The 25,084-nt window shown below is 43.5% G+C and carries 20 protein-coding genes and 1 tRNA gene; 9 read left to right on the forward strand and 12 right to left on the reverse strand.

Annotated features, from left to right (window positions below; translation table 11 throughout):
* The first annotated feature begins 46 nt into the window (after positions 1-46).
* Both H6G96_RS16645 and H6G96_RS16650 read left to right on the forward strand, forming a co-directional pair.
* Positions 47-1,291, forward strand: coding sequence for a hypothetical protein (locus H6G96_RS16645; protein ID WP_190912490.1), 1,245 nt, complete (start codon positions 47-49; stop codon positions 1,289-1,291).
* 50 nt (positions 1,292-1,341) lie between these two features.
* A tRNA-Gly gene (locus H6G96_RS16650) sits at positions 1,342-1,412 on the forward strand.
* A gap of 454 nt (positions 1,413-1,866) precedes the next feature.
* On the opposite strand, the gene pstB is transcribed toward H6G96_RS16650, so the two are convergent.
* The 4 genes from pstB to pstS all read right to left on the reverse strand — a co-directional run bounded on the left by pstB (position 1,867) and on the right by pstS (position 5,949).
* A complete protein-coding gene (pstB, locus tag H6G96_RS16655) occupies positions 1,867-2,673 on the reverse strand; it encodes a phosphate ABC transporter ATP-binding protein PstB (protein ID WP_190912491.1) in 807 nt (268 codons plus the stop codon).
* A 54-nt stretch (positions 2,674-2,727) separates the two neighbouring features.
* On the reverse strand, positions 2,728-3,609 hold the full coding sequence (gene pstA, locus H6G96_RS16660) for a phosphate ABC transporter permease PstA (RefSeq protein ID WP_190912492.1): 882 nt from the start codon (positions 3,607-3,609) through the stop codon (positions 2,728-2,730).
* A gap of 19 nt (positions 3,610-3,628) precedes the next feature.
* Positions 3,629-4,579, reverse strand: coding sequence for a phosphate ABC transporter permease subunit PstC (gene pstC, locus H6G96_RS16665; protein ID WP_190912493.1), 951 nt, complete (start codon positions 4,577-4,579; stop codon positions 3,629-3,631).
* 197 nt (positions 4,580-4,776) lie between these two features.
* Positions 4,777-5,949 carry a phosphate ABC transporter substrate-binding protein PstS gene (gene pstS / locus H6G96_RS16670; RefSeq protein WP_190912494.1) on the reverse strand — a complete coding sequence of 391 codons (1,173 nt, stop codon included), beginning with the start codon at positions 5,947-5,949 and terminating at the stop codon, positions 4,777-4,779.
* Positions 5,950-6,746: 797 nt separating this feature from the next.
* On the opposite strand from pstS, the gene H6G96_RS16675 reads away from it, so the two are divergent.
* Positions 6,747-7,334, forward strand: a complete 588-nt coding sequence (locus H6G96_RS16675; protein ID WP_190912495.1) for a biotin transporter BioY — start codon at positions 6,747-6,749, stop codon at positions 7,332-7,334.
* A 335-nt stretch (positions 7,335-7,669) separates the two neighbouring features.
* A complete protein-coding gene (gene lspA, locus H6G96_RS16680) occupies positions 7,670-8,146 on the forward strand; it encodes a signal peptidase II (protein WP_190730000.1) in 477 nt (158 codons plus the stop codon).
* Positions 8,147-8,352: 206 nt separating this feature from the next.
* On the opposite strand, the gene H6G96_RS16685 is transcribed toward lspA, so the two are convergent.
* On the reverse strand, positions 8,353-9,036 hold the full coding sequence (locus H6G96_RS16685; protein ID WP_190912496.1) for a hypothetical protein: 684 nt from the start codon (positions 9,034-9,036) through the stop codon (positions 8,353-8,355).
* A gap of 430 nt (positions 9,037-9,466) precedes the next feature.
* Here H6G96_RS16685 and H6G96_RS16690 point away from each other — a divergent pair, with 430 nt between their 5' ends.
* Complete coding sequence (locus tag H6G96_RS16690; protein WP_190912497.1) at positions 9,467-11,737, forward strand: transglycosylase domain-containing protein; 2,271 nt, start codon at positions 9,467-9,469, stop codon at positions 11,735-11,737.
* A gap of 127 nt (positions 11,738-11,864) precedes the next feature.
* Here H6G96_RS16690 and H6G96_RS16695 read toward each other — a convergent pair whose 3' ends face one another.
* Entirely contained in the window at positions 11,865-13,295 is a 1,431-nt protein-coding gene (locus H6G96_RS16695) for a DUF4335 domain-containing protein (RefSeq protein ID WP_190912498.1), read from the reverse strand.
* The gene (locus H6G96_RS16700; protein ID WP_190912499.1) at positions 13,292-13,918 is read right to left on the reverse strand and encodes a DUF3038 domain-containing protein; all 627 of its coding nucleotides are present in this window, start codon (positions 13,916-13,918) and stop codon (positions 13,292-13,294) included. Before H6G96_RS16700 ends, H6G96_RS16695 begins: the two co-directional genes overlap by 4 nt.
* Positions 13,919-14,350: 432 nt before the next feature.
* Here H6G96_RS16700 and H6G96_RS16705 point away from each other — a divergent pair, with 432 nt between their 5' ends.
* The 3 genes from H6G96_RS16705 to H6G96_RS16715 all read left to right on the forward strand — a co-directional run bounded on the left by H6G96_RS16705 (position 14,351) and on the right by H6G96_RS16715 (position 16,418).
* Complete coding sequence (locus H6G96_RS16705; RefSeq protein WP_190729995.1) at positions 14,351-14,869, forward strand: adenine phosphoribosyltransferase; 519 nt, start codon at positions 14,351-14,353, stop codon at positions 14,867-14,869.
* A 143-nt stretch (positions 14,870-15,012) separates the two neighbouring features.
* Positions 15,013-16,059 carry an ABC transporter permease gene (locus tag H6G96_RS16710; RefSeq protein WP_190912500.1) on the forward strand — a complete coding sequence of 349 codons (1,047 nt, stop codon included), beginning with the start codon at positions 15,013-15,015 and terminating at the stop codon, positions 16,057-16,059.
* Between the two features lie 77 nt (positions 16,060-16,136).
* A complete protein-coding gene (locus tag H6G96_RS16715; RefSeq protein ID WP_190912501.1) occupies positions 16,137-16,418 on the forward strand; it encodes a hypothetical protein in 282 nt (93 codons plus the stop codon).
* Between the two features lie 93 nt (positions 16,419-16,511).
* Here H6G96_RS16715 and H6G96_RS16720 read toward each other — a convergent pair whose 3' ends face one another.
* From H6G96_RS16720 to purL, 5 genes are all read right to left on the reverse strand, one after another.
* Positions 16,512-16,850 carry a type II toxin-antitoxin system VapC family toxin gene (locus H6G96_RS16720; protein WP_199339572.1) on the reverse strand — a complete coding sequence of 113 codons (339 nt, stop codon included), beginning with the start codon at positions 16,848-16,850 and terminating at the stop codon, positions 16,512-16,514.
* Between the two features lie 74 nt (positions 16,851-16,924).
* Positions 16,925-17,206 carry a type II toxin-antitoxin system Phd/YefM family antitoxin gene (locus tag H6G96_RS16725; protein WP_190912502.1) on the reverse strand — a complete coding sequence of 94 codons (282 nt, stop codon included), beginning with the start codon at positions 17,204-17,206 and terminating at the stop codon, positions 16,925-16,927.
* A 77-nt stretch (positions 17,207-17,283) separates the two neighbouring features.
* Complete coding sequence (locus H6G96_RS16730; protein WP_190912503.1) at positions 17,284-17,850, reverse strand: Uma2 family endonuclease; 567 nt, start codon at positions 17,848-17,850, stop codon at positions 17,284-17,286.
* A gap of 154 nt (positions 17,851-18,004) precedes the next feature.
* On the reverse strand, positions 18,005-19,504 hold the full coding sequence (gene purF, locus H6G96_RS16735) for an amidophosphoribosyltransferase (protein WP_190912504.1): 1,500 nt from the start codon (positions 19,502-19,504) through the stop codon (positions 18,005-18,007).
* 197 nt (positions 19,505-19,701) lie between these two features.
* Positions 19,702-22,074, reverse strand: a complete 2,373-nt coding sequence (purL, locus tag H6G96_RS16740) for a phosphoribosylformylglycinamidine synthase subunit PurL (protein WP_190912505.1) — start codon at positions 22,072-22,074, stop codon at positions 19,702-19,704.
* 381 nt (positions 22,075-22,455) lie between these two features.
* On the opposite strand from purL, the gene H6G96_RS16745 reads away from it, so the two are divergent.
* The gene (locus tag H6G96_RS16745; protein ID WP_190912506.1) at positions 22,456-24,813 is read left to right on the forward strand and encodes a hypothetical protein; all 2,358 of its coding nucleotides are present in this window, start codon (positions 22,456-22,458) and stop codon (positions 24,811-24,813) included.
* Positions 24,814-25,084: the final 271 nt, after the last annotated feature.

The raw sequence follows: 25,084 nt of genomic DNA on the forward strand, positions 1-25,084 counted from the left end.
CATTACCAATGAGTAAGAGTGCCTAATCATATCCAGTTTATATAATATGACACCATCAATTGCAGATAAAACTCCAATTCCAGCCAAAGTCTGGAGGCGACACACTGACCCACCGGGTTTGTGGATTTCTGTCGTTATAGGTTCAATTTGTCTGCACTTGCTGGCTTTCTGGCTGATGCGCTCATCTAATGCATTTAGTCTCTGGTTTCCCCAGCAAAGTCAATCTACTGTTCCCATTGAATTGATAGACATTGCTCCTACAAAAAAATCAACAGCTAGAAAAGTTTCACCAAAGCCACTATCCTCAACTAAAAAGTCTGTACCAGCACGTTTACCACAAACAGCACGAACTACGCCTAAAAATCAGGATTTGGGCGCAATAAATTCTGCTGATAATCTCCAGCCAAAAAGCCGAATTTACGCCTCTAAACCTAATAGTCAACCCTTTAGGCAACAGAGAGTTTCTACGCCGACACCTACGACTACAGCCACACCGAAACCCACGCCGACGCCAACATCGACACCAACTCCTATACCGAAATCTACACCTACACCTACAATCACACCGATACCGACCTCAACAGTTCCAGTTGGTAATCTACCTTGGAACCGCCGTCAAGAAATTAAACTGGGAAGGGGAACGGCTCTACCAACAGGTATTCCATCAAATCCACCAGTTTCGGAAGCTGAAAATAGAGAGACTCCACGCACCCCCACTCAGGAAACTCCACTAACTCCAAGTAGAGAAACGCCATCAACTCCAAGTAGAGAAACGCCATCAACTCCAAGTAGAGAAACGCCATCAACTCCAAGTGGAGAAACTCCATCAACTCCAAGTGGAGAAACTCCATCAGCTCCAAGTAGAGAAACTCCACCAACTCCTACTGGGGGAGCATCGGTAGCAGTAGTAGCTCCTTTGCTTAGAGATGAAGTGAGTAACTTGATACAATCAGGAAGATTACGACAAGATGCTTTACCCGACGTTATCGCTTTATACAGGGGAAGCAATGCCAAACAATTGGATTCAAGTTTTCTCCCCCGCGATTCGGAAGTTAAGCCTGCACAGATCCTTGCTAGCTTAATAATTGATCGTAATGGCAATTTTCAACAGGCTCAAGTTTTAGAAATAGAACCGGCAACACTACAAAGTGAAAAAAGCACATATGAGCAACTTCTCAACGACGTTTTTAAAACTGAAAACTTTCTTGCTGCTCACAACAACGATGGCACAAAACCAGATTTGAGTAATTTATTTGTACGAATCAAAATCCAGCCTGCTAATTCCAACTAAATGCTTGAATTTTTCCGAAAACTATGTTATATTTATAGGGTTGGAGATTTGCGGGCGTAGTTTAGTGGTAAAACTATAGCCTTCCAAGCTATTAATGCGGGTTCGATTCCCGCCGCCCGCTTAGAAAAAACTTTTAAATGCACTAGTAAAGTACGGCATAAATCTCTTTCCAATCATAATTAACAAGATTTGGGGATTGAGGAAATTGTTAAAGATAAACAAACTCCCGGCATAGATTACTAGTGCAAGAAGTGAGTCTAGGTTTGCTAAAATAACCAGTTAAATAACTCTTTAAATCATGGAATACCTACTTTACAGTTATTTATCACAAGACCTACAGGTAGGTAATAAATAGCAAGTTGACACTTCCCCGCTTATAAAACATTTTATCCACCGAGTCAATGCAAGTTTTTTAACAAGCTTCATTATTGCTTTTCTTGACTAAACAACAACCATAATTGATCAAGCGATCGCCAACCTTGACAGACAAATAAAAACTAGAGGAATATCGTAAAGGTTTAATTTTCGACTATTCCTCCTTCCTCTAGCATCAACAATGTGTAATATTTATCTATTTATCCAAATCTGCCGCTAACATAATCTTTGGTATCTTGCTGCTGAGGATTGTTGAAAATTAGTTCTGTCGCATCGTACTCTACCATGTAGCCGTTACGCTCTCCTTTCTCTGTAGTCCGAACATTGAAAAAGGCTGTTTTATCAGAAACCCGCGCTGCTTGCTGCATATTATGAGTAACGATAACAATGGTATATTGCTCTTTAAGTTGGTGAATTAGTTCTTCAACGCGCAAGGTGGAAATAGGGTCGAGGGCGGAGCAAGGTTCATCCATTAATATAATTTCAGGTTGTACTGCGATTGCACGAGCAATACATAACCTCTGCTGTTGTCCACCCGATAAAGACGAGCCGTTTTGTCGCAGTTTATCTTTTACTTCATCCCACAAAGCTGCTTGTCGCAAACTCCGTTCCACTAATTCATCCATATTACCTTTGTAGCCGTTGATTTTGGCTCCAAAAGCAATATTATCATAAATTGATTTTGGAAACGGGTTTGGTCTTTGAAATACCATCCCAATCCGACGACGCACCTCTACAGGATCAATATCGGATGCATACAAGTTTTTATCGTAGAAAAGTATTTTACCTTCTGCCCGAAATGACTCAATTAGGTCATTGAGGCGGTTATAGCATCGCAACAACGTACTTTTACCACAACCAGAAGGACCAATAAAGGCTGTTACCTTATTTTTCGGTATATCTAACCAAATATTCTGTAAGGCTAAAAACTTACCGTAGTATACGTTAAGGTTTTCAGTATGTAAAACTGTTTCAGTATCATTCACTGTGCTAATGTTACTAGTCATAAATTAAGTGTAGTATTAGTTTTAGCGAGCTAAATTCGCTATGTAGATATTTGACTAAGCTTTTTTGCGAGTTACCCAGCGAGCGATAATACTTGTGATTAGAACCATCAATACTAAAATCAAAGACGCTGCCCAAGCTAGTGATTGCCAATTTTTAAACGGAGAAATGGCATATTTGTAAACCAAAACAGCAAGGGAAGCTGTTGGTTGGAATATGCCATCGGGCCAAAAGTTGGAAAATAAAGCTGTAAACAGTAATGGTGCAGTTTCTCCAGAGGCTCTGGCGATCGCTAGCGTTGCTCCAGTTACAATTGCTGGTAAGGCTGCTGGCAACACTACTTGTGTTACTGTTTGAAAGTTAGTTGCTCCTAACCCTACAGATGCTTGTCGTAAATCTTGCGAAACTAACTGCAAGGCTTCGTCAGTGGTTCGGACAATAATTGGCAACATCAAAATTGCCAGCGCAAATCCTCCACCTAAAGCAGAATATGATCCTAAGTTTAACTTTACCAGTGTCAAAACTACAATCCCATAGGCAAATACCCCAGCAATAATTGAGGGGACTCCACTCAGGACGTTAGCCGCAAAGCGTACCCATCTCGCGACTTGGGCCGAGCTAAATTCTGTGATATAAATTGCCGCTAAAACACCAAATGGGATACTAATTAAGGCAGCAATTCCTACCATTAATAGTGTACCCAAGATTGCATTACCAAAGCCTCCTCCCTGTTGTAACGCTTTGGGTGGCAGTTCAAAAAAGATGCTGGGACTCAAACTGCTAAAGCCTTGAATAATGACATAAGAAAGCACTGCTAGTAAAGGCACAAGTGCCAAGACCCCGCAGATAAATCCAACTACTGTCATTACAGTATTAAACAATGTTCTTTGAGACATGGCAGCGCGAGTTAGACTGCGCTCTGGAAAATTAGAAGTCATAATTTAATCCAAAAATAAGCTACAGTCGCTTGACTCTCAGAACGATAAATTCGGCCATGATATTGACTATCAAGGTCAAGAAGAATAGAACTAATGCAGCGTACATTAAAGCCGAAACTTGCAAACCACTAGCTTCTGAAAATTGATTCGCTAGTAGAGAAGAAATCGTATTACCTGGTGCTAACAGTGAGATACTAATGTTGTTGGAATTACCAATCAACATTGTTACGGCCATTGTTTCTCCCATTGCCCGACCGAGTGCTAACATCACAGCACTAACTATGCCCGAAAAGGCTGCTGGAATCAGTATTTGCAAAATCGTTTCCCAGCGAGTTGCTCCTAGACCTACGGCTGCTTGGCGCAAACTGGAGGGTATAGAAATTAAGGCATCGCGTGATAAAGCTGTGATGATTGGCAAAGTCATAATTGCTAATATGACTCCCGCCGGTAACATTCCTGGGCCTGTAGGGGGGGTGCTAAAAAATGGTATCCAGCCAAAGTAACTATTGAGCCATTTTCCTAAGTTAGTTAAGATAGGCACTAAAACAAAAATACCCCAAACCCCGTAAACAACACTGGGAATAGCTGCGAGCAGTTCTACCGCAAAAACCAGTACCAACTTCACTTTTGAGGGTAAAAAATCCTCGCTTAGTACAATAGCAGTACCAACTCCAATCGGTACAGCTATTAGTAAACCAATAAAAGAACTCAAAAGAGTTCCATAAATTTGAGGTAGCACCCCGTAGTTATCATTAACTGGGTTCCAAGTAGTGTTAGCTAAAAAGCTAGCACCAAACTGTTGGATGGCAGGCCAAGAAGCAATTGCCACCTGTAAGCCGATCCATAATAAAGTAGCAGCAACCCCAAAGGCGAAAATTTTAGTAATCCAAATAAAACCCTGATCTAGGGACTTTTCTACATCAGAGCGATTTTTTGTCGCTGATGAAAGGTTTTGAGTATTTGTAGCCATGACTACCAATTTTAACAATTAAATCAGAGAGAAATATGGATGGGAGGCAACCAGATTAGTAAAATTGCCACCTCATCATTTCTTGAAACTGAAACATTGATAACTTAGAGTTCCAAGTTACGAATGTCGATAAAACAATAAGTTTAACGAGCAGCCGACAAACTATTGTTTAGGAATGCCTCATGTTTTGACTGTAGTTACTTGCTAGCGCTAGTACCATCACCAACAGCGATTTTATACTCTGGACTGATTTGATCGGCAGCAGCAGCCACCTTTGTAATGACGTTTTGGGGTAAAGGAACATACCCTAGTGCCACAGAATTCTTTTGACCCTCAGTTAAGGCATATTCGATTGCAGCTTCAACTGCTTTAGCTTTTGCTGCATCGGGATATTTCTTGTAAGTCAACAGCCAAGTGTAAGTGACGATGGGATAGGAATCAGCTCCTTCTGGATCGGAAATGAAGACGCGGAGATCAGGCGGTAGAGTTGCTGATGCCAGAGTTTTAGAGGCTGACTCTTCAGTAGGTACAATAAACTGACCGCCTTTATTTTCTAAAGCAGCGAACTTGAGACTATTTTGTTTGGCATAGCCGTACTCGACATAACCAATAGAACCTTGTGTTTGTTGGATTTGGGCGGTAACACCCTCATTCCCTTTTGCACCAACTCCCACAGGCCAGTTGACAGTTTTGCCTTCACCAACTTTACTCTTCCACTCCGGGCTAATAGCGTTAAGGTGTTTTGTAAACACACCTGTTGTTCCACTACCATCTGAACGATAAACAACTGTGATTGGCTGGTTAGGAAGCTTTACACCTGGGTTAGCCTTGGCAATTTGAGGATCATCCCAAGACTTGATTTTGCCTAGTAGAATATCAGCGTAAACGGCTCGTGGTAGCTTTAGTTCTGCAACATCTGGCAAGTTGTAAGCTAGCACGATGCTACCAGCAGTTACAGGCAGTAAAATAACGCCCTTATCCGCTGGCACTTTTTGAATTTCTTCATCCTTCATGGCAACATCACTGGCACCAAAGTCTACAGTTCCTTTGATAAATTGCTCAACTCCAGCACCGCTACCAACTGAGGCATAGTCAACTTGCAGGTTTGGATATTTTTTGTTTAGATCCGTAAACCATGTATCATATAGTGGTGCTGGGAAAGACGCACCAGCCCCGCTTAACTTGACATTTCCACCCAAATCTAATTTGGTTGAGCTGGAGGCAGTAGTATCTTTAGCAGTACCAGGATTGGAGGTTGTATTATCTGAGTTTTGCTGTCCACCACATGCAGCCAAGCTGATTGTCAGTGCTAACACTGAAACTGAGGCTGTAAAGCTATGAACTTTTGTTACATTAAAGTGTGAACGCATTGCTATAAATATTTTAGTAACTTTTCGGGTGAGCGCTTCTAAGGATACCTCTAAAGGATAAAGTTTAAGGTAAAGGATTGGTTAATAGAGCTAAAAATGCTTGTTTTTTTTGATGAATAACAGACAATTGTTTCTAGTTTTGCTTGATAAAATTTATACTGCTGTCTTCTTCACACATTACATATAATACTAAAGTAATTTCGTTACAGATATTTACAATACTCTATTTAGTTATGTAGATTTATTGGTCAAGTCAGAAAAAATATGTAATAACTTAATAAAGCAGAGTGTCATTTTAGACCTAATTAATTTGGAAATTTATGAAATTTGTTTCTGTTTATTGAAAATAAGCAGACTTTAAGCCATAACTAAACGATTTAACTTTAGTCGGTGAGATTATTTTTTAGAAAAAGCAGAAAGAGAAACATAATAAATTGCATATTTTATGGAGAGAAAGCAGGGCGATCGCTAGAAATATAAGTCATTAAGGAACTATATTTAATATCTTGTAGCATAATTGGGCGCTGAATCTAAAAATTTATATTTAAGTATTAATTTGTGTTAAGTTAATTTTACCACAAGTTAAGTTAAATACCAGAATCACATAACACCTCGGTTAATAAAATTAGGGCATAAACACCTAAACCATAATTTGTAGAACTGAAAAGTTGCATATCAAAAAGGCAAAAAAGAATATGCTAAGTCTTAAAAATGCCATTACAATTGCATTTTAATACTAAATTAATATATTAATTGCTGTTCATTTTCCCTTTTGCCTTTCCTTGGTTGCCTGATAAATGTTTGCTGCTTCCAATCAATTACTATGGTCTATGATTGGCTTACTTCTGACAATGGGTGGCACCTTCCTAGAAGTTTATGGTATCACCTTACCTTGGAGTTGGAGTAAGCACGGAATTCAGACTTTTTCTTTAGGTGTCACTTTTCAAATTGGCGCAGTACTGTTGGTAGGTTGCTTAGGAGGCAAAAATGCCGGTGCGCTCTCACAAATTGCTTATTTAGTCATGGGTTTAACCTTATTACCTGTATTTGCTGATGGCGGCGGTATCGGTTATATCAAGTTATCTCAATTTGGCTATTTACTAGGCTTTATTCCTGGAGCTTGGATTTGTGGCTTGTTTGCTTTTAAAGCAAGACCTCGACTAGAAACTCTTGCTTTTAGTTGCATCTGTGGCTTGTTAACTCTCCACCTATGCGGTATTACTTATTTGATTATTAGTTATATTTTTCAGTGGAAAGGCACAGAAAATCTACCCTTAATGCAAGCAATCCTCAGATATTCCTGGTTTACACTACCAGGACAACTAACTGTGGTCTGTGCCGTTACTGTAATAGCATATGTATTGCGTCACTTAATGTTTTATTAGTTCATTGTCCTTCGTCCTTTGTCATTTGTCACAAGCTCATGACTAATGATCAATGACTCTTAAGAGTGACGCTCGTTCACCTTCTTTCTCCCACAAAGAGAGGTTAGCGCCTGCCGTAGGATGCCCGTTCACGTAGCGTCTCCTTTCGGAGAAGGGCTTTACGGAGAAGACTGTGCTAGCTCACTAATGACCAATACTTCTCTACGGCTACGCCGGAAGCGTAGCTATGCCCAGGTTTTACAGCTTCTCTACAAAACGCTACGCGTAGCTTGCTTCACCGTAGGAGTATGCTCAGTACAAGTGACCAATGACCAATGACTAATGACTAATTCGCCATGCGTTTAAAAAATCGCCTTTTTTGGATAGCTGCCTTCATAGCTTTTTTCTTAGACCAAATAACAAAATATTGGGTGGTGCAGACCTTTAGCTTAGGGCAGACACTACCACTTCTACCTGGGATATTTCACTTCACCTATGTCACTAACACTGGTGCCGCTTTTAGTCTGTTAAGTGGAAAAGTAGAGTGGTTGCGCTGGCTATCTTTAGGAGTGAGTTTAGTATTGATAGCGTTGGCTTTGTTTGGTCCAACGTTAAATTTATGGGATCAGTTGGGCTATGGCTTGATTTTAGGTGGAGCTATGGGCAACGGTATTGATCGCTTTGTTTTAGGCTATGTAGTTGATTTTCTTGATTTTCGCCTGATTAACTTTGCTGTATTTAATGTGGCTGATTCATTTATTAGTATCGGTATAGTTTGCCTGTTAATTGGTTCCTTGCAAAAAACACCGACTTCAACTGGCAGATCGCATTAAACTATTAAGCCTGGGATGATTAATCCCAGGCTATTAATTACTGAAACCCTTGCTCAGTAATATACGTGAATACTTGATTTATTAATTCCAGCGATTTTTATTTGTTTGCTATTTTACACCAGCTTGCATAACTGGTGTAAGAGGTCAAAATGTACTGACAATCGCTGATGGCAAACTAGTATTCAGACTATGCCCCAGCTTTTAATTTAATTACCTGTAGCAGGAGTATTTGGCGAACTAGAGCCTGGAGCTGTGCTGGGAGAATTTATACCTGGTTCGGTGGTGCTGCCAGGAGTGCCAGACTCAGGTGAAGTTGAGCTTCCTGGTTCGGTAGTGCTGTCAGGAGTTCCAGGCTCAGATGGGGTAATGCTTCCTGGTGCTGGAGTTAAATTGCTAGGAGCGCCAGGTTCAGATGGGGGAACGCTTTCGGGAGCGCCAGGTGTAGATGGGGTAATGCTTCCTGGTGCTGGAGTTAAGTTGCTAGGAGCGCTAGGTTCAGATGGGGGAACGCTTTCGGGAGTGCCAGGTGTAGATGGGGTAATGCTTCCTGGTGTAGTTGTGCTATCAGGAGTAGTGGTGCTAGGCGTGGTTTCTACTGGTGTAGTTGTGCTATCAGGAGTGGTGGTGCTAGGCGTGGTTTCTGCTGGTGCCGTAGTGCTACCAGGAGCGCTAGGAGTGACTGGTGTACCACCTTGACAGCGGGAGTTAAGCGGAAAATTCTGGCACAGAATTTTCATCCCTTCTGGCGACATTTTGATTTCCGCTGGCGCACTAGTAGAGTCGCCACCGGATTGGGCTATAGGGGATTTACTAGATTCGGCTACAGCAATGTTAGCGCTGAGTGCCAAAGATAGAGCTGTACCAATCATGGTCAGAGATTTTCCGATCATTCTGAAATTAATCCTCAACGGAACACTCGCCCCATTAAAACAGACAATAGGATTTAGAAAATCTTCCTAAATGAATATATTTAGGTTTGTTTCAGAATATGTGGATATGTAAATTCGTAAAAATTAAATCTGTTATTGCTTGGAAGCTAGTGTTTAATAATACAAAAGAAAAATTATGATTGTAGTTATTAAACTGGTAATTGTAGATAATGCGACCCTTGGAGAATGAGGATAAAATCTGTGTCCTTATTAACGAAGTGACAAAAATAACAAAACAATTATGATTACATGATAAATTTTAAGTATAAAATAGCTCAAGAAGTTCCGTATAACTAATTTATGCTTTGGCTTATGAGTAAAATGATGAAAGACTAACATCTAAATTGTAATTCGCCCGATTCTTCACTAAAAAGTGTGATGTAAATAGCCGATGAGTTTTCCCCAACCCCCTCAAAAGCCACAAACTTTACTTGGTCAACTGACTCAAGCGGTACATACTATTCAAGCTAGGGTCGATTTTTCTAAATTGGCGCTCAAGCCTAATGCCAAAGTACCGGAACTCTGGGTGCAGGATGCGGGGGCGGATAAGGCAGAGGTATATCCACTATTAGGCGATCGCTATATTCTAGGTCGTAGCTCCAAATCCAGCGATATCGTCATCCGTAACCCTGTTGTCAGCCAAATTCACCTATCGCTATCGCGGAATTCTACTCATAGCACACCAGTTTTCGTTATCAAAGACGAAAACTCCACTAATGGTATTTATCGTGGCAAGCGTCGTGTTAATTCCCTGGAACTGCGTCACGGGGATATTCTCACCTTGGGTCCCCCAGAACTCGCCGCTTCTGTGCGGTTGCAATACGTCGATCCACCAGCCTGGTATGTTAAAGCTGCAAGCTGGACAGCTTCTGGTGTAGGTGGTGCTAGTGCCCTGTTAGCGTTAGTGATTGGTGTCGAATGGCTAAAATTTCAAGTTAAACCCCTACCGACAGCTACACGCGCCCCAGTAGTTGTTTACGCCCGTGATGGAGCCACTCCCCTGAGAGAACCTCGGACTACCTCTCATGTAGACATGAAGCGATTAGAGGAATTTGGCCCTTATTTACCTGCTGCGGTGGTGGCTTCAGAAGATAGTCGTTATTACTGGCACTTTGGTGTTGACCCTGTGGGAATTTTACGAGCCATCTTGATCAATAGCCGCAGCGGAGATGTGCAGCAAGGAGCCAGCACTGTGACCCAGCAAGTTGCCCGCAGTTTGTTCCGTGATTATGTAGGTAGACAAGATACCCTTGGACGCAAATTGCGGGAAGCAGTTGTCGCTCTGAAGCTCGAAACCTTTTACAGCAAAGATGAAATTTTGCTGATGTATTTAAATCGGGTTTTTTTGGGGGGAGATACTTCTGGCTTTGAGGATGCAGCCCGGTATTACTTTGAAAAGTCGGCTAAAGAATTAACTTTGGCAGAAGCAGCAACGTTGGTAGGAATTTTACCTGCTCCCAACGCTTTCGATTTCTGTGGGGATGGGCCAAATAAGCTAGAAGCAGCCGAATACCGGAATCGCGTGATTAAGCGATTGCTGGAGATGGGCAAAATTAAACCTGAAGATGCGAACCGAGCTAGACGCTCCACTGTGCAAGTTAGTCCTAAAGTTTGCGAACAGCAAGCTAAGACGATCGCTCCTTATTTTTACAGTTACGTCTTCTCTGAACTTGAATCGATTTTGGGGGAAGGAGCTGCAAGAGAAGGAAATTATATCATTGAAACGAAGCTTGATCTAGCTATACAGAGGCAAGCAGAAGCAGCGTTGAATAATTCAGTGAACAACGCTGGTAGAAATTTTAATTTTTCTCAAGGGGCGGTGGTGACTCTTGACTCTAGTACAGGCAGTATCCTCGCAATGGTGGGTGGGACTGATTACAGAAAAAGTCAGTTCAATCGTGCTGTTCAAGCCAAAAGACAACCAGGTTCAACCTTCAAAATCTTTGCTTACACGGCTGCTATTCAACAGGGAATTTCAGAATCAAAAAGTTATTCTTGCGCTCCTTTAACTTGGCAAGGCTTTACTTATAAGCCCTGTCGTGCTGGCGCTGGCGCTAATTTAGATATCGCTATTGGACTGGCGCTTTCAGAAAATCCCATCGCCCTGCGAGTTGCTAGAGAAGTCGGGCTGGATAAAGTCGTGTCAATGGCGCAGCGTTTAGGGGTAAAGTCAACACTTGATCCAGTTCCTGGCTTGGTACTAGGTCAAAGTGTGGTCAATGTTTTAGAAATGACTGGTGCTTTCGGCGCTATTGGTAATGGTGGTGTACGAAATCCTCCCCATGCGATTAACCGAATTTTAGACAGTGGTGATTGCCGCGATCGCAATGATATCAAAACCTGCCGTGTAATCTACTCTTTCGACCAAGATCCAGATGCCAATAAACGAGTCCTGCCAAATGGTGTAGCCGATGAGATGACTAGTTTGATGCGTGGCGTAGTCACAAGGGGTACTGGTCGTGGTGCAGCAATTGGCCTGGGGGAAGCTGGGAAAACAGGCACGACTGATAAAAACGTTGACTTATGGTTCATAGGTTTTATCCCCAGTCGGCGGCTTGTAACTGGTGTTTGGCTAGGAAACGACAATAATTCCCCTACATCTGGTAGCAGCGCTCAAGCAGCTCAGTTGTGGGGAGATTATATGCGGAGAATTACAAGGTAAATTGGGGACTGGGGACTGGGGGCTAGGGAAAGGCAAAAGGTTACAGGGTGGGCAGAATTCACGTTTGCTACCTTATCTCTTCCTAATTTCCACCAATCCCCAATCCCTAGTCCCCAGTCCCCAATTATTATTGATATCCCCGCCAAGGAATAACTTCGAGCGTACCGCTAGGCTTAAATATCACTTGGAAGTGGGCGAGAGGTTCTTTATTGTTGGGAGCTGCTACATTTGAGCCGTAGATGGCGTTGAACATCGTGGGAAGCGGTGTTTCCCGGAAATAGTCAAAGGCAACTTGGTTCAGTGGTTCATAGTCAGCAATTACACCATCTTTGTTGACTGCTACCCGATATTTCAAATCTCGCGTAAAGGTTGGAGTACCACTCCAAGTTTGGCGAACTGTACTATAAAGCTTTTGGTTTAAATTTTTGACTATATTAGAGTCAGCAATTTTTGCACCCACTACCTCTGGCGTTCTAGCATATCCCCGCCAAGGGCTAACTTGCAGCACACCTTGTGTAGTAAATACTACTCGAAATTGAGCGATCGGTTCATTGGAAATGGGAGGGCGGCTAGCTGGATTGTAAAGTACGTTAGGCAGAGGAGTTTGACCGACTCCTAAATTCGCCTCTTTATTCACTGCTTTATAACCAACGATCGCTCCATCCGCAGCTACACCTAAACGATAAATCAAATCTTGTTGCAATCCAGAGCGATTAGTCCAAGCTGGATGAACTTGGTTGTAGACTTGACGATTCAATGCACGTAACTGGGATGGATCAGTAATTTCTGGAACTGTATTTAAAAGTGCTTCTAAATCTTTAACTACTGGCTTTGCATTAGCTGTGGGCGTTGCTGTGGGCGTTGCAGCCGCGATGGGAGTTGTAGTAGCTGATGCTGAAGGAGTGATATTGTTTATTGTAGAGCTAGTTTGCTCATCTGGCGTAGGCTGCGGTGGACGAATTTGGGGAGGTGGAATCAAGTTAAAAGCGATCGCTGCTACTGCTAAACTTGACACACCCACAGCAGCAGGTACAGCCTGCCTAATTAAAGCTTGACTAGCACCGCCATAGCGTCTGGTAACTGGTTGTAGTTCTAGAGAAAGTTCAGGTAAAGTTTGGGTATCAGCAAAAAACTGATCCACTGCTTCTACTAAATCAAACAACTGCACCGTATTCAAATCTATTTCAATAGGCGGACGTTTGGAATTGTTAGAGTGATCGAACCCCTCTGAAGCACCTTCTGAATGTATAATTAGCCTGTGTCGGTTGCTATCAACTTTCTGAAATTCTACTAGCTCCGATTCTTGGTTGTGTGCTTGCGGATTGGGTACACTACTTAAAAATTCTTGGGCATAGCCACTAACAGCCCTTACCAAACTTTCAAAAAATTCCCGCCCTCCCGTTATGGGTTGGTTGTAACCAGATAAATAGCATTCTGCATTTACCAATATTGATAATTCCGGGCGCATTTCCTGGAACTGTGCAGCCCTAGTAACATCACTTAAGCCTTCTAAAAGCAGTGTACAATTAGGCAAACTGTACTTACGTTGAATATTCATTCCACTTCACCGTCAAAAAGACTAATCCAGAACCGCTGCATTCCAGCTGTACCAGTACAAAATAGTAATTGTCCTAACAAATTTATAGCTAGCTCATCTAATTTTTGATCAGAAGTTAATGCCAGTACACCAGAACGTCGAGCATTCATCCGGCTCTTAAAATGTGCTCTAAAGCGCTCTAGGTAATTAGATAGGCGCAAATTCTGTTCTAATGGAATCTGCTTTTCTTCCATTTGTTGACATATCATTAATAACTGGCGAATGACAACAGTTAAACGCCGCGCTATGTAGCAAGCAATGACCACCAGAGCTTTTGCTTCCATGATACTTAAGGGACGGCGCATGTGCGCTCTCCGTAGCGGATTAGAGCTACGCATCCGCCATAAATTCACCCTGTCTTTAACAATTCCTTTTAGATCCAACTCTTGAGCAAAAGCCAGGATCGCTTCCGAACCACCAAGCTCTAAAGCTTCAATTGCCAGTAAAATCAGGTCAATTTGCAACCTGGTTCTCCGAGGGCATGTTTTGGAAGCGATCGCAGGATCTGGTAAAGTGTCCAGAACCATCGGCAGTGAGTCTTGAGTTGGACTGTTGAACGGCGTTAAACTTGCTGAGACATTCATTCTATAAATACCTTGTGCGGTTCCAACAGACTAGATAAACAAATTTAAGATCGGTAGCCAGACAAGAGTATTAGACGTGTAGCAGTAGCATGACTACCTGATATATACATTACTTAACTCTTTCTACTCAAAGTTTTCCCTATATTGAAATCAAAATTTTAAAACATCAGTTAATTCACCTCATTTACCTCATTTATTACTGCAATACCTCTTCTAGCTTGATTTAAATTCTAATTATCGTCAATAAAGGGTGAAGCTTCAGCCTCGACCCCAGCGTATGACATTATAGTGTACGATTTTTCAGGTATCGGAATATTGGCATTGGGGAGTGGGGACTGGGAGAGCTATGAATTTAATTTAAATCAATAACTCCTCACTCTTCACCCCTAACTTTCCCTACTCTCTACTCCCTCACTCCCTACTCCCCATTTTATGGATTTGAAGTCTCTCGTTCGTGACATACCAGATTTCCCCAAACCCGGAATTTTATTTCGGGATATTACTACGCTATTGCGTGATCCTGAAGGATTGCGCTACACTATTGACTTTTTAACACAAAAATGCAGTGAAGCTGGAATAAAGCCGGATTATGTTATTGGTATGGAGTCGAGGGGATTCATTTTTGGCTCACCTCTGGCTTATAAATTAGGAGCTGGTTTTATTCCTGTCCGCAAAAGAGGTAAGTTACCAGCAGCAGTTCACTCAATTGAATATCAACTAGAGTATGGTATGGACTGCTTGGAAGTGCATCAGGACGCTTTACAGCAAGGTAGCCAAGTTTTAATTGTGGACGATTTGATTGCCACGGGCGGAACTGCGAGTGCAACAGCAAAATTAGTGCAGAAGATTGGCTGCGAACTAGTAGGGTTTGGGTTTATTATCGAGCTACGGGATTTACAAGGGCGTAAATATCTGCCGGAAGTGCCGATTATCTCTCTAATTGAATATTAGTTATTTGTCATTGGTCATTAGTTACTTGTACTAAGCGTAGTCATAAAGCCTGCCGCATAGCTACGCTTCGGGCGCAGCCTCTCGTAGAGAAGTATTGGTCATTAGCAAAGGACAAATAACAAATAACAAAGGACAAAGGACAAATGACATCTACGAAAATTTCCTTGGAGACAGGTCGGGATTGGCTAATAACGCTAGTCACTAGCGAAACTTTTGTTTATGTAGTAAAGCGGATATTGCAAGCATTATTGACTTTGTTGTTGGCATCAGCGTTGTCGTTTTTTATTATTCAACTCGCTCCCGGTGATTATGTAGATACGCTGCGGCAAAACCCAAAGATATCGCCAGAAAGGATTGAAGAAGTCAAGCGGCAGTTTGGTCTGGATAAGTCATGGCCAGAGCAATTTGGGCTATGGCTATGGCGAATCTTGACAAAGGGGGATTTTGGCACGAGTTTTATTTATCAACGTTCAGTGGCATCGCTGTTGTGGGAAAGAGTGCCAGCGACTTTACTATTAGCGATCGCATCTTTAATTGTCACATGGGCGATCGCCATCCCTCTTGGGATCTTTGCTGCTGTTAACCAAAATAAGCTAGCAGATCGGGTTTTACAGGTAATTAGCTATGCCGGACAAGGCTTTCCCAGTTTCATAACTGCCTTAGGGCTGCTGGTTTTAGCCCAAATCACCTCGCCCTTATTCCCAGTGGGTAGTATGACTAGCATTAATCACTCAGAACTGACATGGTTTGGCAGAATCTTAGATATCGGCTGGCACATGATTTTACCTACGATCGCTCTCTCAATTACTAGTTTTGCTGGTTTACAACGCATTACTCGTGGCGAATTATTGGATGTTTTGCGTCAAGATTATATCCAAACGGCTCGCGCCAAAGGACTGCCAGAAAACCGCGTCATCTACGTTCATGCTCTCCGCAACGCCGTAAATCCCTTAATTACCTTGTTGGGTTTTGAATTAGCTGGTTTATTAAACGGTGCTTTCATTGCCGAATTTTTCTTCAACTGGCCCGGTTTAGGGAGGTTGACTCTACAGGCTTTACAAGCTCAAGATTTATATTTGTTAATGGCAAGCTTGGTAATGGGTGCAGTGTTGCTGATTGTTGGTAATTTAATCGCCGATTTAATGTTAAAAGCCGCCGATCCACGCATTCGCCTAGAAAATCTTAATTAGTCATTTGTCATTGGTCATTGGCCATTAGTTATTAATTCTTTTCCTCCTGCTCCCCCACTCTCTCCATCGCTATCCCCATGCTGTCCGAAGTCTATTACTTGGTGCGCTCAAAAACTGACGGTAATTATCTCATAGCTCGTCCTGACACCGAAACATCAGGTTATTTGTTGCTGTTTCAGGAAAACTTTGATGCCCTTAGCTATCTCAACACTCACGCAGCAGAAGTAGCCAATCGCTTTTCTGTGGAATCTATTGGGCGTACACAGCTAGGAAACTTGCTAAAACGTTGGGGTTTTAGCGGTGTGGGTATTGTGACTGACCCGTTATTGCCCAAGGTCGAGTTTTTACAACACAGTTAAGCCAATTATGTGGACTTGTATTAAGTAAATAAGGATGCGATTGCTCTGCAATTAAAAGTAGTTTTGCCATCTTGAAAAAAGTAACCTACTCAACTAAGAAAACCAATTCTCTAGTTGAAGTTCTTGAAAATCGGCATAGTCTGAAACATTATTTGTTACCAAAATTAGACCATTTACTTTTGCGATCGCTGCAATCTGTCCATCTGGATATGCGGGAGTTTTGCCTATAGTTACTAGTCGCGCTCTTTCTAAAGCAAACCATTCAGCTCCCACATTATCATAGGGCAGGATAGAAATATTTGGTTGGACTATATGCAAGAGATACTGCTCAATTCTCTCTCGCCTTTTAGAAGCGGACAGACGATAGCAACCAAATAGCAATTCATGCCAAGTAACGGAAGCAATAGCAAATTTTCCTTGATACTGTTGCAACCTTTGGATAACTGCTGGATTTGGTTATGGTCTTAATGGCTCAGAGATGACGTTAGTATCCAGTAAAAAGCGGCTCACAAGATGATCTCTCGTCCAGGAAACTTGTCGCGTACATCTTTCCAAACCTCATCAGGATCAATCTCGGTTCCTTCTTCCATGAGTTCTTGACGAAATCGCTCCACAGATTCCCAAAAACCTGGCTTTTCATGCAACAAACGCTGATATTCAGCCGCAGGTAGAATTACAGCAACTTGCTGCCCCTGTTGCGTAATTTGTACCGATTTGCCTTGTTCAATTCTCTGAAAAATTTTATCTAGATTCTTAGGAACTTGCTCAATTGAATACTGCTGAGACATTGCCTTTCACCTGTATGCGTCACTATTTATTAAAAATTGCGAGTAGTAAGAAATTACAGCAATTCTGCAAACTTGTATTAGGTAAATAAGGATGCGATCGCACAATTAAAATCAGGCAATATGGGTGAGTTCAACTCATCACCATTGAACAACGTAGCAATTAACTTTAAACTTGCTTGTTCACGTCGATAAACTTCCACCTGTTGCTTACGCCAATCTACAATCCAATATTCTCTGACACCTGTTGCTGAGTAAAGCTTTAGTTTAAGTTCCCTATCTCGCTTTTCATTTTCAATACCAGCAGATAGAACTTCTACTACCAGTTCTGGCGCACCAGTCAAATGCCCCGCCTCGTCCAAAAGCAGGGGCAATCTCTCATTGCTAGCCCAGACAACATCAGGAATCACGTTATCATTATCGCCAAAAATTATTCCTGGAGCAGTCACAACTTCTCCCAAACCAGTAGTTTGTGACCAATTATCCAAAGAAGTGCTAATTCTGACACAACTTTTTTGATGATTCCAGTGAGGCGCTCTGGTCACAAACAATTCTCCGTCAATAATTTCATAGCGGTTCCCGTTATCTGGAAACAACTCTAAATCGGCGGTAGTCCAGCGCACTCTCTCAGATATCGGCTGGTTCATAAACCATCTTTGTTAGGGGATTTACCTATTTTAGACGGATTGGGCATGGGGCATTAGTTGGGAGTTGGGAGTTGGGAGTTAGGAGTTAGGAGTTAAGAGTTATTACTCACCCTTTGCTCTTCCTACTCCCTCATCTCCCTAATGCTAGTAGCCTCTACACCACTACCTTTTCTAAACTCAATTTAGAACGTTTCACTTGCTCAGGAATCGCTACGGGATAATCTCCAGTAAAGCAGGCAGAGCAGAAACTATTGGTATCTTCTCGTGTCGCTTCTAGCATTCCTTCCCAACTGAGATAGGCGAGGCTGTCTACTTCCAGTTGCTTGGCAATTTCCGCTACTGACTTGGTAGCAGCAATTAGCTGATCCTGAGAATCGGTATCGATACCATAGAAGCAAGGATGAGTTACTGGTGGAGAAGAAATTCGCATGTGTACTTCCACTGCACCCGCTTCACGCAAAGTCTTAACCAATTTACGGCTGGTTGTACCCCGTACAATCGAGTCATCAACAATAATTACTCGTTTACCCGCCAGCACATCTTTAAGGGGGTTGAGTTTCATCCGAATACCTGACTCGCGCATGGTTTGGGTTGGCTGAATAAAGGTTCGTCCAACATAGCGATTTTTAATCAGTCCTTCGGCGTAAGCTACACCAGAAGCTTGGGAAAATCCGATCGCAGCTGGGATACCAGAATCAGGGACACCAAAGACAATATCGGCATCTACAAAAGATTCTTTAGCTAGTTGATGTCCTAAGCGCATTCGATAGCTGTACAAACTCTCGTTGTGCATGACGCTATCAGGACGGGCAAAGTAAATCATTTCAAAGATACACAGTTTCCTTTGGGGCTGTTGACTCCAATGATAGGAAGCTAAACCTTCTTCAGTAATCCAAACTAATTCGCCTGGTTCTACGTCTCGCAGGTATTCGGCTCCAATAATATCTAAACCACAAGTCTCGGAAGCCAAAACGTAACGGACTGGATTACCAGCCAAAGTGCCAATTACTAAGGGGCGAATGCCGTTGGTGTCCCGAACACCCATAACGCCGTTAGGAGTGCCAATAACTAAACTAAAGGCTCCTTGGCAACGATGGAATGCCTGAATTGAACCTTCTAGCCAATCTGCGCCAGCGTTGATTGCTTCTGCGATCGCAAAAGCGATCATTTCTGAGTCTGTTGTCGTGACTAAGTTGCATTTTTTCTCAAGCAACTCTTGACGCAGTTGTACTGTGTTGACTAAATTACCATTGTGTGCAAGTGCTAATGAACCTAAACGAGTTTCCAGGACTGCGGGTTGGGCATTAACTTTGCGGCTAGAACCTGTGGTGGAATAACGAGTGTGGCCAACAGCAAGGCTACCAGGCAACTGATCTAAAACGGATTCATTAAAGACTTGAGACACTAAGCCCATATCTTTATGCAGGTGTACTTGTGTACCCTCAAAGGTGGCAATACCAGCTGATTCTTGACCCCGATGCTGGAGGGCATACAATCCAAAGTAGGTCAGTTTAGCAACGTTTTCTCCTGGTGCATAGATGCCAAAAACACCACAAGCTTCTTCTGGCTTGTCAGGCTGATTTTCATGACTATTGATTGGGTTGTTGGTCTGGTCGGGGTATTCATCCGAAGTGACAGAATGAATAGAAATCATGCTAGCTTTGCTCCTGGTGGGGGGGGTCAAGTCACTGGGATTATGTCTGTCTATAGATAGTTGCAGCTTTCTTAATAAATCTTTAACCATCTATTAAAACAGTACCGTAATTATGATCAGAGACGCTACTAAAAGAGTTAGAAGTTTAGAAGTGAAGAGTTAGAGATTATGCTGTTTATTCCTAACCCCTGACTTGTTTAACTGGGATTAGTGGTATGGATGGCGAGACGCCTAGCGATCGCATGGAAATAGCGATCGTTCATATCTTCGATCCTAACTTTGATTAAGGCTTGGTTATCAGTGGTGAAAACCCCCAAACCCGTCTCGAAATTACCAACCTTACCCAGTTTTTGCCAGTCTTGACCCAAATGTTCCTGTAAATAGGATTCCCAAATTTCTTGTTGTTCTGATGCTACAGAAACAAAAATCCTGGCACCACCTTCGGCAAACAACACCTCATCCAAGCGGTTGAACTGTGTTGGTGCTATTTCTAAATTGATTTCGGCACCAAGGTTGCCAGCAATACAACATTCTGCTAATGCGATCGCTAATCCGCCCTCAGCAGAATCATGGGCTGAACGTACCCAACCATTACGAATTCCTTCACGACAAACTTTCTGGACGCGACGTTCTAAGTCAAAATCTACTCGTGGCGGTTTTCCGGCAACAGTACCGTGGATAGTAGCTAAATACTCGGATGCTCCCAAACTGATTTTGGATGCTAGAGGCAATCCGAGAAGATAAATCACATCGTCGACTGCTTGCCAACCTTGACCACAAATTTTGGTGATATCGGGAATCAAGCCTATCATACCCACAACAGGAGTAGGATAAATGGGTTGTGGAATGCCTTGAGAATCGAGGGTTTCATTGTACAAAGAGACATTACCCCCTGTGACGGGTGTTGCCAGTTCTCGACAACCTTCTGCCAAACCACGACAAGCTTCTGCCAATTGCCAGTAACCAATCGGTTTTTCTGGAGAGCCAAAATTTAGGTTATCCGTCACCGCCAGAGGTTCTGCACCCACGCAGCTAAGATTACGTGCAGCTTCTGCTACCACTGCCTTAGCTCCCTGGTAAGGGTCAAGATAAACATAACGAGGATTGCAATCTACTGTTGCCGCCACTCCTGATTTTATATTTGGGATTCGGGATTTGAGATTGGGGATTTCTTCAAGGGGGCGCAAACGGATAACAGCCGCATCTGCACCACCTGGTAGTATTACTGTATTATTTTGTACTTGATGGTCATATTGACGATATACCCAGTTTTTAGATGCGATCGTGGGTGTATCGAGCAAAGTTAACAGAATATCATTCCAACTTTGCACGCCTTCTTGGAGTTCTATTCCAGCAGTTGTGCAAGGAGGTAAGGAATCAGGTGTCCATTCCCAAGCTTGACGGGCGTATTCTGGCGGTTCTGTCAACAATTCCCGGTTATATAGTGGGGTATTTTCTGCCAAAGCCTCGGCGGGAATTTCTGCTGCAACTTCACCCTGAAAGAGAATCCGCACGATAGGTTCAGCGATGACAGTACCAGCGACAACAGCCTGAAGTCCCCAACGGTGAAAAATGTCGATTAATTCTTGCTCACGCCCTTTATAGGCAACGAACAGCATTCGTTCTTGAGATTCCGAAAGTAGATATTCATAGGGAACCATCCCCCTTTCTCTGACGGGAATCTTATCTAAATCCAGTTCAATTCCCACACCGCCTTTTGCCGCCATCTCTGAAGTAGAACAGGTGATACCGGCTGCTCCCATATCTTGGGCGGCAACAACTGCACCTGTCTTAAACGCCTCCAGACAAGCTTCAATTAACGACTTTTCCAAAAATGGATCGCCCACTTGTACAGCAGGGCGATCGTCTATTGACTGATCACTCAATTCTGCACTAGCAAAACTTGCGCCTCCCATGCCGTCGCGCCCAGTAGTGGAACCAACATAAAGCACGGGGTTACCTAAGCCAGATGCTCCAGATTTGACGATTTCTGGTGTTTCCATCAACCCTAGTGCCATAACGTTCACCAGGGGATTACCAGAATAAGCAGAGTCAAAGTAAACTTCGCCGCCAACGGTCGGTACTCCCACACAATTACCATAATGTGAAATTCCTGCAACTACGCCTTGGAACAGCCTTTGAGTTTTGGCATCTTCTAGGGAACCAAAGCGCAGTGAGTTTAAAAGGGCAATAGGACGCGCACCCATTGTAAAGATATCTCTGAGAATGCCTCCTACTCCCGTTGCGGCTCCCTGAAAGGGTTCAACAGCTGAGGGGTGGTTGTGGGATTCAATCTTAAAAGCTAGTTGGAGTCCGTCACCCAAATCTACAACACCAGCATTTTCACCAGGCCCCACGAGGATGCGGGGCCCCTCAGTGGGAAATTGTTTGAGTAGAGGTCGAGAATTTTTATAACAGCAATGCTCTGACCACATCACCCCGAACATTCCTAGTTCAGCTTTGTTGGGATGACGCCCTAACCGACGGACAATTTCTGCGTATTCTTCTGGTTTAAGACCTTCAGCAGCTATTTCTTGAGGGGAAAAGGAAGCAGGAGATGTGGCGGTCATGGAAATAATGCACCAATTGTACAGAGCATTATTCTATCGATTTACTTGCCCCATAGGTGGATTTCTAGGATGGTTCATGGCTAAATGTTAAAGATTAACTAAATAAATAGATTTACTTAATAAAATATTCGTAATACGTCTAAAAATAAATTGTATTACATCTTAAAAGAGTGGTAATTGTACTGAGTAAGAAGTAATAAAATTTTATTTTTTTGTAAGATGCATAGGTAATTTTCAGGCTATAGAAATGGCTATCAGCCTGTCAGACAAGACATTATTCTGAACGCAGAAACAATTCATAGAATGGGATGCCTGTAGCGAACTACGCCTACGCACCCACATAAATACAAGTATTTAAACTTAATTTAGAGGATTTTGATTATGCCTAGACTAACCGTTCCACCAAATTTCATTGGCACCACTGGTTCCGACACTTTAATCGGGGAACAGTTAAATGTATCTGTGGCAATTGGCATTGATATTTTAACTGGAGGTTTTATTTGTATGCGCTCAGAAAAAGACACGATTACTGGCATCGCTACAGGCACAAACGACCTCGAAGGTAGCAGCAACGGCGGTACTGGGACAGGCATTGCCAATAGTGGCAAACTGAATGCAGGCGATGGAGAAGACACGATCGCAGGTACTGGCCAGGGCGGCAACGGCGGCAAGGGCATCGAACTCACTTCTGGAGGCGATGGTGGTAGTGCGATCGGCATCGCCAATAGTGGCAGTCTGAATACAGAGAACCGAAACGACGCGATCGCAGGTACAGGTACTGGCGGCAACGGCGGCATCGGTGGCAACGGCGGCAATGGTGGTAGTGCGATCGGCATCACCAATAGTGGCAGTCTGAATACAGGGAACGGACAAGACACGATTACAGGCACTGGTCAGGGCGGCAACGGTGGCAGGACTAACGAAAATATGCTAATCCCTGGTGACGGTGGAGCTGGAACTGGCATCACTAATACTGGCACTTTAAATACAGGGGACGGAGAAGACACGATCACTGGCATCGGTACTGGCGGCAATGGCGGTAGTAGCGGAGGTGGAAATCCTGACGACGGGGGCGCCATAATCGGGGTCGGTGGAGCTGGGACAGGCATCACTAACAATGGCAATTTTAATACAGGGGATAGAAAAGATAGGATCGTCGGTACAGGGAAGGGCGGCAATGGCGACTATATTTTTGGTAATAGGGGCTACGGCGGAACTGGGATAGGCATCAGCAACAGTGGCAATTTTAATACAGGGGACGGAGAAGACACGATCGCCAGTACTGGTACGGGTGGCAACGGCAGCAATGGCCGCAACGGTGGCGGTCCCGGTGGAGATGGCATCGGCATCAGCAACAGTGGCAAACTGGATACGGCAGACAAAGAAGACACGATCACAGGTACAGGGAAGGGCGGCAACGGCGGCACCACTGGCAATGCGGGAGGTGGTGACGGCGGAACTGGGACTGGCATCGCCAACAGTGGTAGTTTGAATACAGGGAATGCAAAAGATACGATCACTGGTACAGGGAAGGGCGGCAACGGCGGCAGCAGCGTTGGCAGCGGTAGGGGTGGTACTGGCACAGGCATCAGCATCAGCAACAATGGCAGTCTGAATGCAGGAGACGGAGAAGACACGATCACCGGCATTGGTACTGGAGGCAACGACATCAACGGCGGCGTCAGCAACGGCACAGGTAGTGGGATCGGCATCACTAACAGTGGCACTCTAAATGCAGGAAACGGAGAAGACACAATCACCGGTATCGGTACTACTGGCATCCCCAACTTTATCTACTTCGACGTCATCAGCGTTACTGGCACAGGCATTGCTAACAGTGGCACTCTAAATGCAGGGGACGGAAAAGATACGATCGCGGGTACAGGAACTGGCAGCAACGGCGACAATGATGGCAACGGTGGAGCTGGAACAGCTGGGACAGGCATCGCTAACAGTGGCACTCTAAATGCAGGAGATGGAGAAGACACAATCACTGGTATCGGTACTGGTGGTAATGGCGGGATCGCCCGTAACGACGGCGGAACTGGGATCGGCATCACCAACAGTGGCAAACTGGATACCGGAGACGGAGAAGACACGATTATCGGAACTGGTACTGGTGGCATCGGCAACCTTACTTCTGATGGCATCGGCGACGTCGGTGCTGGAACCGGCATCCAGAACACTAAAGACGGCACTATCACTACAGGGTGGCGCAATGACACGATTACGGGTTATGGGAACAGTTCTGGAACAAACGCCACCGCCTATGGCATCGTCAACGATGGAGTGATTGAAACCGACAAGGGTTCTGACAATCTTACCGGACAGGCTACAGCCACAATTGGTGGTACTGCATACGGCATTTATGGAGAAGGAATCATCAAGACTGGCGATGGCAATGACTCTCTTATCGCTACCAGTATCCTAGATGGAGTTCAACAAAAAGTCTCTATTGGTGGCGGCATCAGCATTGATTTGGGCACTGGGGATGACTACTTCAAAGGCTTTGGGGAAGCAACTGTTGATGGCGGGGACGGTTTTGATACCCTCGATCTGAGAGCTTTCAATCGCTCTCAACTCCTGGTATCTGGTGTGATTTCTGGCAATACCCTTAAAAGTGCCAACCTCACTTTCAACAACAATGAAAGCTCCATTAGTTTATCTACCATTGGCTTTGAGAAATTTATCTTTGCAGATAGCTCTTTCTGCTACAGTACTTTAGCAAACGGGGCATAGGTTTGTTAAAGCAGAATTCAGAAGTAAAACACGCTTTATGCGTGGATAACAGACTTAGCTTGTGTACCTCACTAACTTTGAATCTGCTGTAATTCCTCTATCTCGTGTTTTAACCTTTAAATGTCTAATGGTGTTGTTTCCTCTGAAGCTGAAAAAGCATTTACCAGCGTATATATTCTTAACTAAGAATTACGTATATTTACTGCTGGAAAGAAAATATTCTGCTATATGCAGCTTACTTGTAACAATCATGTGACGAGAATCACACATA

Source organism: Nostoc sp. FACHB-892 (assembly GCF_014698795.1).
GTDB lineage: Bacteria > Cyanobacteriota > Cyanobacteriia > Cyanobacteriales > Nostocaceae > Nostoc.